Genomic DNA, 11,763 nt, shown 5'->3' with positions numbered 1-11,763 from the left:
GGCCTACGTAGCCGGGACTGGCCGGCCAGGGGGTGGTCCCCCGGACCGGCCGGTCGGGAGTGCTCAGAGGCGCTCGGGGGTGCGGATGCCGAGCAGGGCCATGCCCTGGTGCAGGGTGCGGGCGGTCACATCGCACAGGAAGAGACGGTTCTCGACCATCTCGGGGGTCTCGGCCTTCAGGACCGGGCACTGGTCGTAGAAGGTCGTGTACAGCGACGCCAGCTGGTAGAGGTACGCGGCCAGCTTGTGCGGCGCGTACTCCGCGGCGACCTCCCGCAGCGTCTCCGCGAACTGGTCCGCGTGCAGCCCGAGCGCCCGCTCGGCCGGGGCCAGCGCCAGCTCCGGGTGCGCGGCGGCGCGCGTGTCGCCCGCCTTGCGCAGGATCGAGCGGATACGGGCGTACGCGTACTGGAGGTAGACGGACGTGTCGCCGTGGAGCGACACCATCTGGTCCAGATCGAACTTGTAGTCACGGGAGGCCGACGTGGAAAGATCCGCGTACTTCACCGCTCCGATACCGACCTGCGCGCCGCGCTCGGCGATCTCCTCGTCCGTGAGGTCCTGCGCCTTCTCGCGGACGACCGCCGAGGCCCGCTCGATCGCCTCGTCCAGCAGGTCCACCAGCCGCACCGTCTCGCCCTCACGGGTCTTGAACGGCTTGCCGTCCTTGCCGAGCACCGTGCCGAAGGCGAGCTGTACCGCGTGCACCTCGTCGTTCAGCCAGCCGATCCGGCGGGCGGTCTCGAAGACCATCTTGAAGTGCAGCGACTGGCGGGCGTCCACCACGTACAGCAGGGTGTCGGCGCCGAGGTTCCGCACGCGGTCGCGGATGGCGGACAGGTCGGTGGCCGCGTAGCCGTAGCCGCCGTCGGACTTCTGCACGATCAGCGGCACCGGGTTGCCGTCGGGGCCCTTGACGTCGTCGAAGAACACGCACAGTGCGCCCTCCGAGCGCACCGCCACACCGGACTCCTCCAGCAGCCGGCAGGTCTCGGCCAGCATGTCGTTGTAGCCGGACTCGCCGACCACGTCCGGGTCCCGGATCTCCATGTCCAGCTTGTCGAAGACCGAGTAGAAGTAGATCTTCGACTCGTCCACGAACTTCCGCCACAGGGCGAGGGTCTCCTCGTCACCCGCCTGGAGGTCCACCACCCGGCGGCGGGACCGGTCCCGGAAGTCCAGGTCGGAGTCGAACAGGGCACGCGCGGCCTTGTAGAGGCGGTTCAGGTTCGACATCGCCTCCTCACCGGAGACGGCGGCGTCCTTGTGGTCCAGTTCGTGCGGGTGCTCGATCAGGTACTGGATCAGCATGCCGAACTGGGTGCCCCAGTCGCCGATGTGGTGGCGGCGGACCACCTTCTCGCCCGCGAACTCCAGGATCTTCACCATGGCGTCGCCGATCACCGCCGACCGCAGGTGGCCGACGTGCATCTCCTTGGCCACGTTCGGCTGGGCGTAGTCGATGACAGTGGTGCCCGGCTTCTCGGCCGGCGCCACGCCGAGCCGCTCGTCGGCGGCCCGCGCGGCGAGGGTCTCGACGATCGCCCGGTCGGCGACGGAGATGTTGAGGAAGCCGGGGCCGGAGACCTCGATCGCGGAGATCACGTCACCGGGGCCGCCGGCGGGCAGCCTCCCGACGACCTTGGCCGCCAGCTCGCGCGGGTTGCCGCCCAGCTTCTTGGCCAGCGCCAGCATCCCGTTGGCCTGGAAGTCCGCCCGGTCGCTTCGTCGCAGCAGCGGGTCCGCGGAGCCGGCCTCCGGCAGGGCAGCCGAGAGGGCGTCCGCGACGCGCTGGTGGACCGTAGCGGCAAGGGAAGGGACCGAGGCCATGGGATGGGTGCCATTCCTTTAGAGGTGCGAAGGGTCAGCCAAGTATCCCACGGCGGGTCCAGCCATTTCTCTGGTAAACCGGCAACCCTGAGCGCGCCCCCTCCGTCTGGGAGAATGGTCGACGCCATGACCGCTAGGAAGGAAGTGCCGAACGTGGCTCAGAGCACCGAGACCGACTGGGTCTCCCGTTTCGCGGACGAGGTCATTGCCGAGGCGGAGCGTCGCGCCCCGGGCAAACCGATCGTCTGCGCCTCGGGCCTCAGCCCGTCCGGCCCGATCCACCTCGGCAACCTCCGCGAGGTCATGACCCCGCACCTGGTCGCCGACGAGATCCGGCGCCGCGGACACACTTGCGTCCACATCATCTCGTGGGACGACTACGACCGGTACCGCAAGGTTCCGGCCGGTATCGACCCGTCCTGGGCCGAGCACATCGGCAAGCCGCTGACCTCGGTCCCGGCCCCGCCCGGCAGCTCGTACGCGAACTGGGCCGAGCACTTCAAGGCGCCCATGATCGAGGCGCTGCGCGAGCTGGGCGTGGAGTTCCACGGCATCAGCCAGACCGAGCAGTACACCTCCGGCGTCTACCGCGAGCAGATCCTGCACGCGATGCGCCAGCGCGGGCAGATCGACGCCGTCCTGGACCGCTACCGCACCAAGGACAAGCCCGGCGCCAAGCCGGCGGCCAAGAAGCAGCAGCAGAAGGGCAAGCTGGACGAGGCCGACGCCGCGGCCGCCGAGGCCGCCGCCGAGGGGTCCGGCGCGGCCAGCGAGGACGACGGCAGCGCGGGCGGCGCGGGCTACTACCCGTACAAGCCGTACTGCGGCGCCTGCGAGCGGGACCTGACCACGGTCACCGCTTACGACGACGAGACCACCGAGCTGACGTACACCTGTGTGTGCGGGCACGCCGAGACCGTCCGCCTCAGCGAGTTCGACCGCGGCAAGCTGGTGTGGAAGGTCGACTGGCCCATGCGCTGGGCGTACGAGGGCGTGGTCTTCGAGCCGTCCGGCGTCGACCACTCCTCGCCCGGCTCCTCCTTCGTCGTCGGCGGCCAGATCGTGAAGGAGGTCTTCGGCGGCGAGCAGCCCATCGGGCCGATGTACGCCTTCGTCGGCATCAGCGGCATGGCCAAGATGTCCAGCTCCAAGGGCGGGGTGCCGACCCCGGCCGACGCGCTGGAGATCATGGAGGCCCCGCTGCTGCGCTGGCTGTACGCGCGCCGCAAGCCCAACCAGTCCTTCAAGATCGCCTTCGACCAGGAGATCCAGCGGCTGTACGACGAGTGGGACGCGCTGGAGCGGAAGATCGCCGAGGGGGCCGTCCAGCCCGCCGACGCCGCCGCCTACAGCCGGGCCACCCGCACCGCCGCCGGTGAGCTGCCGCGCACCCCGCGCCCGCTGCCGTACCGCACGCTCGCCTCGGTCGTGGACATCACCACCGGACACGACGAGCAGACGCTGCGCATCCTCAGCGACCTCGACCCGGCCAACCCGGTGAAGTCCCTCGACGACGCCCGGCCCCGGCTGGACAAGGCCGAGCGCTGGATCACCACCCAGGTCCCGGCCGAGCAGCGCACCCGCGTGCGCGAAGAGCCGGACACCGAGCTGCTCGGCTCGCTCGGCGACACCGAGCGGGAGTCGCTGCGGCTGCTGCTGGACGGGCTGGACGAGCACTGGTCGCTGGACGGCCTCACCACGCTGGTCTACGGCGTGCCGAAGCTCCAGGCGGGACTCGCGGCCGACGCCAAGCCCACGCCGGAGCTGAAGGTCGCCCAGCGGACCTTCTTCGCGCTGCTCTACCAGCTGCTCGTCGGACGCGACACCGGCCCGCGGCTGCCCACCCTGCTGCTGGCGGTGGGCGCGGACCGGGTACGGCGGCTGCTCGGCGCGTGACGCGCGCACACTGAGCGGGGCCCGGGGCGTCATGCCACGGGCCCCGGCTCGTTTACGGGGTGGTGTTCAAGGGGTCGTGTTCACGGGATCTGCTCGGCGTTCAGCTCGCGGTGCCGCTCCCGGCACTCGTCCAGCAGGACCCGCAGCTCTTCGGCGCTCAGCTCGCTGATCCCGTACATCTCCTGAAGCCGCCGGCCGAACTGATAGAGCGAGGGGAACTTCCCCTGCTCTTCGTGGTGCCGGCGGAAGGCGGCGTAGTACAGCTCCTCGCGCGGCACGTCGTCGGGGACGCCGAGGTTGCGCACCCGGCCCGGCGACACCGGCACCGTCACCTGCCCGCCGGCGGGCGGCGGTTCGGCGGCGTACGGGGTGTTCTGCTGCGGATGCGGCTGGGGCTGCTCGTTCCCGTGGGCCTGGTCCGGCCCGAACGCCGCGTCAGGCCGGTACGCGGCGTCCGCCCCGAACGCCGCGTCAGGCTGGTATGCCGCGTCCGGCCCGTACGCCTCGTCAGGCTGGTAGACGGGCAGCGGGACCGACTGCGGCAGGGGCTGCGGCTGCTGCGCCACCGCCGGGGCACCGGCCGGGTCCGTGCCGGGCACCGCGGCTCCGGGTTGGGCGGCGGCCGGATCCGGAGCCGCGGCGGCGCCCGGGGCACGGGTGCCGGTGCCGGTGCCGGGGCCCGGGAAGGCCGTGGCCTGGAACGCCGTGGCTTGGAACGCCTCACCCTGGAACGCCTCACCCTGGAACGCCTCGGTCTGGAACGCCCCGGCAGACGGGTCCGCCGTCGCCGGGTTCGCCGCCGGCCGGTCCGCCGGCGGGAGCGCGGGCCGGGTGGGGGCGGGTTCGATGCCCGCGGCGGCCAGCCCCGCTTCGGCGGTCTCGGCCAGCGGCACCCCGAACCGCGCCAGCCGCAGCGGCATCAGCGACTCCACCGGGGCCTTGCGCCGCCACGCCCGCCCGTACCGGGCCCGGAGCCGTGCGCGGTAGATCAGCCGGTCCTGCTCGATCTTGATGACCTCGTCGTACGACCGCAGCTCCCACAGCTTCATCCGGCGCCAGAGCCGGAAGGTGGGCACCGGTGCCAGCAGCCAGCGGGCGATGCGGACCGACTCCATGTGCCGGTCCGCGGTGATGTCGGCGATCCGCCCGACCGCGTGCCGGGCCGCCTCCACGGAGACCACGAACAGCACCGGGATCACCGCGTGCATCCCGACCCCGAGCGGGTCGGGCCAGGCGGCGGCGCCGTTGAACGCGATGGTGGCGGCCGTCAGCAGCCAGGCCGTCTGCCGCAGCAGGGGGAACGGGATGCGGATCCAGGTGAGCAGCAGGTCCAGGGCCAGCAGGACGACGATGCCCGCGTCCACGCCGATGGGGAAGACATCCGAGAAGCCGCCGAATCCCTTGTCCTGCGCGAGGTCGCGGACGGCCGCGTAGGAGCCGGCGAAGCCGATCCCGGCGATCACTATCGCGCCGGCGACGACCACGCCGATGAGTATTCGGTGCGTACGTGTCAGTTGCATCGCGGCCACCCGCGATCCCTCCCCGCCCTCGGAAAATCAGCGCGCCCAGAGTCGCATACACGTCAAGGCGGGACGGCGGGCGGTCGGTCACGGGCGTGTCCGCCCCATGGCTCTTCGGGCTGAGGGAGGAGCCCCCGCCCCCGCCCCCGGATCCGGGGGCGGGGGCGGGAAGCCCTGGCCCGTGGCTACTTGTTCGCGGAGGCGACCGACTCCACGGCCTCCTTGGCGATGTCCTCGGCGCCCTTGAGCAGCTTCTCGGCGCTGGGCGCCTTGGCGTCCTCGTAGCCGGTGCCGTCGTACTCGACGGTGATGACGATGTTGGCGGTGCGCGCCACGACGGTCTGGTTCAGGAACTCGTCGCCGTCCTTCTTGGCCTTCGTACGGACGGTCGTGGCGCCGTCGCCGATCGCGGCCTCGCCCCGCTTGGCGTCCTTCGCGCCGTCGGCCTTGCCCGCCTTGTCGGCCTGGTCGGAGGCGTAGGCCTCGGCCTGCTTGTCGCCGGTGCCCTGCGAGAGGTCGGAGTCGAAGCGCTTGAAGGACAGGGTGAGCGAGCGGTACTGGTACCCGTCCAGACCGGTCCACAGGCAGGCGCCCGAGTCGTTCTTGTCGGAGCTGGGCAGGGCCTTGCCCTTCTCGCTCTTCGCCTTGGGGACCAGCTTCTCGATCGTCTTGCCGGACAGGCTCCCGCACGGCTCGGGGAGCTTGCGGAACTTCGCGGGCGCGACCGTCGGCGACGGGGTGGGGGACGCGGAGGCGTCCTTCTTCTTGTCGTCGGAGCCGGAGCCGGAGTCGTTGCATCCGGCGACGAGCATCACCGGTACGGCGGCGCAGGCGAGGATACGGGCGAGTCGCGGGGCTGTTCGGCGCATGGTCTCAGGCTCATTCTCGGTCGCGGGGCGGGGCTGTCCCGCCCTCGTGGCTACAGAGCACGGTACGCGGCGGGCGCGGTTGCCCGTCCGGGGTCCGCTGGGCAGCGGGGCCTCACCCGCCGAAGCGTCCGGTCAGCTCGTGGGCCAGGTCCTCGGCGTTCTCCTGGAGTTCGGCGCTGGCGGGGATGTGGGCTTTGTCACTCGACCACTGGTCGTATTCGATGGTGACGATCACGTTGGAGGAGCGGAAGACGACGGTGATGTCGCGGTGCACGCCGGAGTCGGCGGTGGCGAGCTTGTCGTCGAGGAAGGCGTCGTCGGCGAGGTCGTCGAGGAGGCGCGGGGCGGCGGTCTCGGCGTCGTCGTCGCTGTCGCCGCCCTCGGCGCCCGCGTCGTCGTCGGCGTCGTCCGACCCGCCGGAGCCGGGGCCGTCGTCCGCGCCGGGATCGTCGTCCGAGCCGGAAGCGGCGCCGGAATCGTCATCGGTACCGCCACCTGAACCGGCGGACGGCCCGGAAGGCGACCCGGTGGGCGTCCCGGAGGGCGATCTCTTCTTCTTGCCCGCGCCGTCCCCCGTCTCGCCCCCCCTCTTCGTCTCGTCGGCCTCGTCCGTCTCGTCGCGCTCGTCGTCCGCGCCGGACGCCGGGGGCCGCGCGGCGTCCGGCACATGTGCCGCAGCCGCCTTCCTCCCGTACACCGCCAGTGCCCGGTCGTCGTCGCTGACCTCGGGGTCGTACGAGACCACGCGCTCGAAGTCCAGCGTGAGATGGCGGCTGCCCTCGGGTGTCTCCAGCTTCCAGCGGCAGCCGACGCTGCGGTCGGTGTCGAAGGTCACCGCTGCCTCGCCCGCGTAGACCTTCTCGGCCGCCTCCTCCGACTCCTCGTCGGCGCCGGGGAGCAGCGTCTTGAGCGTCTTGCGGCTGACGGCGCCGCACGCCTCGGGAAGGTTCTGGTACTTCCCCGGCTCGGCCGTGGCCGTCCGCCCGCCGGGCCCCGGCTTGCCGTCCTGGAGGCTGGGCGCCGCGGAGTCCGAGGTGGTGCATCCGCTGGTCACGGCGGCGAACGCGGCCAGTAGGGCCAGTACGGCGACGGCCGGTGCACGGCCGGGTACGCACGCCTTCCGCTGCGCTGGCTCCACGGTCCGCGGCTCCCTTCGGGCGAAAACTGTTTGCCGCCGCACGGCGGGGGGTGAGGACAATGTCTATCGCACGTACTGCCGCATCTGCCGGTCCAGTGTCACGTATCGGGCCGTAAGCCCGACTTTTACTTTTTGTATCTTCTGTGGGGGAATGAAGTAGCCATGTCGTACACCGAGGTGCCCGGCGCACGGGTGCCGATCCGTATGTGGGCCGACCCGGCGACGGTCGAGGGCGTGGCCATGCAGCAGCTCCGCAACGTCGCCACGCTGCCCTGGATCAAGGGCCTGGCCGTGATGCCCGACGTCCATTACGGGAAGGGCGCCACGGTCGGCTCGGTGATCGCCATGCACGGCGCCGTCTGCCCGGCGGCGGTCGGCGTCGACATCGGCTGCGGGATGTCGGCAGTCAAGACCTCCCTGACCGCCGACGACCTGCCCGGCGACCTCTCGCGGCTCCGCTCGAAGATCGAGCAGGCCATCCCGGTGGGGCGCGGGATGCACGACGACCCGGTGGACCCGGGCCGGCTGCACGGGTTCCCGACGGCGGGGTGGGAGGACTTCTGGGCGCGGTTCGGGGGTCTGGCCGAGTCGGTCCACTACCGGCGCGAGCGCGCCCTGGCGCAGATGGGGACGCTGGGCTCGGGGAACCATTTCTGGGAACTCTGCCTGGATTCGGACAACGCGGTCTGGATCATGTTGCACTCCGGCTCCCGCAATATCGGCAAGGAGCTGGCCGAGTACCACATCGGCGAGGCTCAGAAGCTGCCGCACAACCAGGGCCTGGTCGACCGCGACCTCGCCGTCTTCGTTGCGGACACGCCGCAGATGGCGGCATACAGGCGCGACCTCTTCTGGGCTCAGGAGTACGCGAAGCGGAACCGTGCGGTGATGATGGCGCTGTCCCAGGACGTGATCCGAAGGGAGTTCAAGAAGGCTCGGGTGACCTTCGGAGACGTCATCTCTTGCCACCACAACTACGTCGCTGAAGAGTCCTACGACGGCATGGATCTCCTCGTGACCCGCAAGGGCGCCATCCGTGCGGGCAGTGGCGACTACGGCATCATTCCGGGCTCGATGGGCACCGGCTCCTACATCGTGCGCGGGCTGGGGAACGTCGACTCGTTCAACTCCGCCTCGCACGGCGCGGGCCGGAAGATGAGCCGGAACGCCGCGAAGAAGCGCTTCACCACGCGGGATCTGGAGGAGCAGACGCAGGGTGTGGAGTGCCGTAAGGACGCGGGCGTGGTCGACGAGATCCCGGGCGCGTACAAGCCGATCGAGAAGGTCATCGACCAGCAGCGGGACCTCGTCGAGGTCGTCGCGAAGCTCAAGCAGGTCGTCTGCGTGAAGGGCTGACCGGAACCAGCAGGCGGCTCCGGGCCGCGGGCCGGCCGGTGTCCGTACGGGGGTCGGCACACCGGGCGGACCGTCAGCTCTCGGTCGCTCACCCGGACTGCTGGTCCTGCCGCAGACGCCAGCGACGGGCCTGGCAGGATTTCACGGACCGCTCAAGGCGCTCGGCGGCATGGGCGAGCGTCGGCGCCTCAAGCAGGAAACGGTCCTCCATGGGCATCCAGGGGCGGCGGTTGCGAGCAGGGCCCATGTCGTCGGGGCGTACCCAGGAGCTGACGCGGGCGGCGGATTCCCGCTTACGATCCAGGGCCAGGCTGCCGGGGTAGTACAAGTGCTTCGCGACGGTGACGCCTGCCTCTCGGGTGTAGAGGACGTTGTACACGCAGTCACGGGTGTTCCTGCCGGGACGCCGTTGGATGCCCTGCGTTCGCTTGAAGTAGTGACAAACGTACGCCGCGATCGCGCTGCTCGCCGTGGTGAGACCGACAAAGGGCAGGCCCTTGCCCGTGTGGCCGATTGAGCCGTCCGCGTCGATGATGCCGCGCAGATAGTCGGGGCGGGAGAATGGCACGCGCGGCGGGGTGATCTTCGTGGACTTGGGGCCGTAGGGAAGTCCTGCCTCCACTAGGCGGTTGCGTACTTCGAGCGAGTAGACAGTCCACCTCGCTGACCTGTGTGACTGTGCAAAGTTCGTGGCCCGCGTGCGTTCTGTGATCGTGCTGGTGTAGGGGGTCAGCTTCTGGAATTCCTGCAAGATGCCGATATCCCGATGGCTGATCTCGACAGAGAGACGTTCCTTTTGGCCAGCGCCCGCGTACAGGTTTCCATCAGCCTGCAGAAAGCCGAACATGTAGGCATACCGGGGGTCTTCGAGGTCCATGAAGGTCATGCTCCGATCGTGGAACACTCGGCGATTCCGGCGATATGGAACGACCAGGCGTCACTCGAACTGATGAGTGTGCTGGCGTGGCTGTGCGTCCCTGCGGTCAGCTCTCGCGGTGGACCTTGTAGTTGGACGCCTGGGCGCGGGGGCGGACGACGAGCAGGTCGACGTTGACGTGGGAGGGCCGGGTCACCGCCCAGGTGATCGTGTCGGCGATGTCCTCGGCCACGAGCGGCTCCGCGACGCCCTGGTAGACCGCGGCCGCCTTCGCCGCGTCGCCCCGGAAGCGGGTCGACGCGAACTCCTCGGTCCGCACCATGCCCGGCGCGATCTCGATCACCCGGACCGGGGTTCCGCACAGCTCCAGCCGGAGGGTCTCGGCGATGACGTGGGCGCCGTGCTTGGCGGCGACGTAGCCGCCGCCGCCCTCGTAGGTGGCGAGACCCGCGGTCGAGGACAGGACGAGGACCGTGCCGTCGCCGGACGCGGTGAGGGCGGGCAGGAGCGCCTGGGTGACGTTGAGGACGCCCAGGACGTTCACCTCGTACATGGCACGCCAGTCGGCGGGGTCGGCGGTAGCGACCGTCTCGGCGCCGAGCGCCCCGCCCGCGTTGTTGATCAGGACGTGCACCGGCCCGTAGCGGACCACGTCGGCCGCGAAGGCGTCGACGGCGGCGCGGTCGGTGACGTCCAGGGCGTACGCGGACGCCTCGTGCCCGGCGTCGGACAGCTCCGCGGCCAGCTCCCGGATCCGGTCCTCGCGGCGCGCGGTGAGGACGACCCGGAAGCCGGCCGCGGCGAGCTGACGCGCGGTGGCGGCGCCGATGCCGCTGCTCGCACCGGTGATGACGGCGGTACGGGTGGTCATGGGCCCTCCTGCGTGCGACGGGTGGTGCGACGTTCGAGATCCACAGCGCAGGATATGACGGCTTTTCCGGCGGCCTCTCCGGCGGCCTTCCCGGGGCGCTTCCCCGGCTGCCTTCCGCGGTGACTCCGGCTGCCTCCGGGACGCTTTCCCGGCTGCCTCCCGGAACGTCGGCGCTGCCGCCGATCGGGGCACTCGAGCGCGGAACGCGCGGGGCCGGTGTGCCGACGGGGAAAGGGTTCTGCTGGGTCTGATATGAGGCGATTTACGTATCGCTCCGCCCACGGCAGGAAGGAACTCCCATGGCCCAGTCGAACCCTCCGCAGACGCCCTCTCCCCGCCGCGCGCTCCGCCGTTGGAGCGCCACTTGCGCGGGCGTCGCCGCCGCCGCGGCGCTGGTGGTCGTCGGCACCCCGGCGACGGCGTGGGCCGCCGGGTACATCTCGGTGTACCAGGCCGCCCATATCGGCGAGCACAAGGTCGGCGGCAAGGCCATCGCCGCGGAGCTGGAGTACGAGGCGGTCAAGGGCAGGGAGGCTGAAGGGAAGCGCTATGTCTGGGAGGTGGAGGTCCAGCGGCGCGACGGGGTGTGGGAGGCCATCATCGATGCCCACAGCGGCGTCGTGCTGAGCGTGGAGAAGGAGAACGAGGACGAGGAGGACGACCGGGTGAACGCCCCGGTCCAGGCGCCTCAGGGACCTCAGGGACCTCAGGGGGCTCGCCCGCAAGCTCCCACGAGCCAGACTCCGCAGGGCGCTCGCCCGCAGGCCCCCGCGAGCCAGGCCCCGCAGGGCACTCGGCTCCAAGCTCCCGCGAGCCAGGCCCCGCAGGGCACTCGGCTCCAGGCCCCCGTTCCGCAGGCTCTCCTGCCCCAGGCGCCCGTGCTCCGGCCTGCCATGCCGCAGGCACCGGTGCTCCGGCCTGCCGTGTCCCAGGCGCTCGGCACGTAGGCCCCGGTACCCCAGGCCCAGCCGGGGGCCCGGCTCCAGGGACCCCGGCCCCAGGCAGTCCCGGCGGCCGCTAGTTCCGCGGCGCGTACATGATGACGGCGACTCCCGCGAGGCAGATCAGCGCCCCGGCCACATCGAACCGGTCGGGCCGGTAGCCGTCCGCGACCATGCCCCAGGCCAGCGAGCCGGCGACGAACACCCCGCCGTACGCGGCCAGGATCCGCCCGAAGTCCGCGTCCGGTTGGAGCGTGGCGACGAATCCGTACGCACCCAGGGCGACGGCCCCGGCCCCGATCCAGGCCCACCCCCGGTGCTCCCGTACGCCCTGCCAGACGAGCCAGGCGCCGCCGATCTCCAGTAGCGCGGCGAGGACGAAGAGGACGATGGAGCGGACGACGTGCATGGGAGGAGGTTACGGCGCCGGCGCTAGGGTGGCCGTACGCCTGCGCACCCGCGCGG

10 protein-coding genes are annotated in these 11,763 nt (G+C 71.1%); 3 read left to right on the top strand and 7 right to left on the bottom strand.

From position 1 onward, the window contains the following. Positions 1 to 63 precede the first annotated feature (63 nt). Positions 64 to 1,830 carry an arginine--tRNA ligase gene (gene argS / locus ACQUSR_RS13950; RefSeq protein WP_431042885.1) on the bottom strand — a complete coding sequence of 589 codons (1,767 nt, stop codon included), beginning with the start codon at positions 1,828 to 1,830 and terminating at the stop codon, positions 64 to 66. Between the two features lie 144 nt (positions 1,831 to 1,974). On the opposite strand from argS, the gene lysS reads away from it, so the two are divergent. Then, entirely contained in the window at positions 1,975 to 3,726 is a 1,752-nt protein-coding gene (gene lysS / locus ACQUSR_RS13945) for a lysine--tRNA ligase (RefSeq protein WP_431047576.1), read from the top strand. Between the two features lie 80 nt (positions 3,727 to 3,806). Here the strand turns inward: lysS and ACQUSR_RS13940 are convergent, their stop codons facing one another. The 3 genes from ACQUSR_RS13940 to ACQUSR_RS13930 all read right to left on the bottom strand — a co-directional run bounded on the left by ACQUSR_RS13940 (position 3,807) and on the right by ACQUSR_RS13930 (position 7,253). Then, positions 3,807 to 5,246 (bottom strand): DUF2637 domain-containing protein, encoded by a 1,440-nt coding sequence (locus ACQUSR_RS13940; protein WP_431042884.1) that lies wholly within the window; start codon positions 5,244 to 5,246, stop codon positions 3,807 to 3,809. Positions 5,247 to 5,431: 185 nt separating this feature from the next. Then, the gene (locus ACQUSR_RS13935; RefSeq protein ID WP_431042883.1) at positions 5,432 to 6,115 is read right to left on the bottom strand and encodes a hypothetical protein; all 684 of its coding nucleotides are present in this window, start codon (positions 6,113 to 6,115) and stop codon (positions 5,432 to 5,434) included. Between the two features lie 112 nt (positions 6,116 to 6,227). Then, a complete protein-coding gene (locus ACQUSR_RS13930) occupies positions 6,228 to 7,253 on the bottom strand; it encodes a DUF3558 domain-containing protein (RefSeq protein ID WP_431042882.1) in 1,026 nt (341 codons plus the stop codon). A 162-nt stretch (positions 7,254 to 7,415) separates the two neighbouring features. Here ACQUSR_RS13930 and ACQUSR_RS13925 point away from each other — a divergent pair, with 162 nt between their 5' ends. After that, on the top strand, positions 7,416 to 8,609 hold the full coding sequence (locus ACQUSR_RS13925) for an RtcB family protein (RefSeq protein ID WP_431042881.1): 1,194 nt from the start codon (positions 7,416 to 7,418) through the stop codon (positions 8,607 to 8,609). 88 nt (positions 8,610 to 8,697) lie between these two features. Here the strand turns inward: ACQUSR_RS13925 and ACQUSR_RS13920 are convergent, their stop codons facing one another. Continuing rightward, the gene (locus ACQUSR_RS13920) at positions 8,698 to 9,495 is read right to left on the bottom strand and encodes an LAGLIDADG family homing endonuclease (protein ID WP_431042880.1); all 798 of its coding nucleotides are present in this window, start codon (positions 9,493 to 9,495) and stop codon (positions 8,698 to 8,700) included. A 97-nt stretch (positions 9,496 to 9,592) separates the two neighbouring features. Continuing rightward, positions 9,593 to 10,357, bottom strand: a complete 765-nt coding sequence (locus tag ACQUSR_RS13915; protein WP_431042879.1) for an SDR family oxidoreductase — start codon at positions 10,355 to 10,357, stop codon at positions 9,593 to 9,595. A gap of 299 nt (positions 10,358 to 10,656) precedes the next feature. On the opposite strand from ACQUSR_RS13915, the gene ACQUSR_RS13910 reads away from it, so the two are divergent. Next, a complete protein-coding gene (locus tag ACQUSR_RS13910; RefSeq protein ID WP_431042878.1) occupies positions 10,657 to 11,304 on the top strand; it encodes a PepSY domain-containing protein in 648 nt (215 codons plus the stop codon). 70 nt (positions 11,305 to 11,374) lie between these two features. On the opposite strand, the gene ACQUSR_RS13905 is transcribed toward ACQUSR_RS13910, so the two are convergent. After that, complete coding sequence (locus ACQUSR_RS13905; protein ID WP_431042877.1) at positions 11,375 to 11,707, bottom strand: YnfA family protein; 333 nt, start codon at positions 11,705 to 11,707, stop codon at positions 11,375 to 11,377. Positions 11,708 to 11,763 lie beyond the last annotated feature (56 nt).

The organism is Streptomyces sp. P1-3, from assembly GCF_050613155.1.
GTDB lineage: Bacteria > Actinomycetota > Actinomycetes > Streptomycetales > Streptomycetaceae > Streptomyces.
The sequence above is the reverse complement of the archived record's forward strand: the minus strand, read 5'-3'. Positions and strand labels throughout refer to the sequence as shown.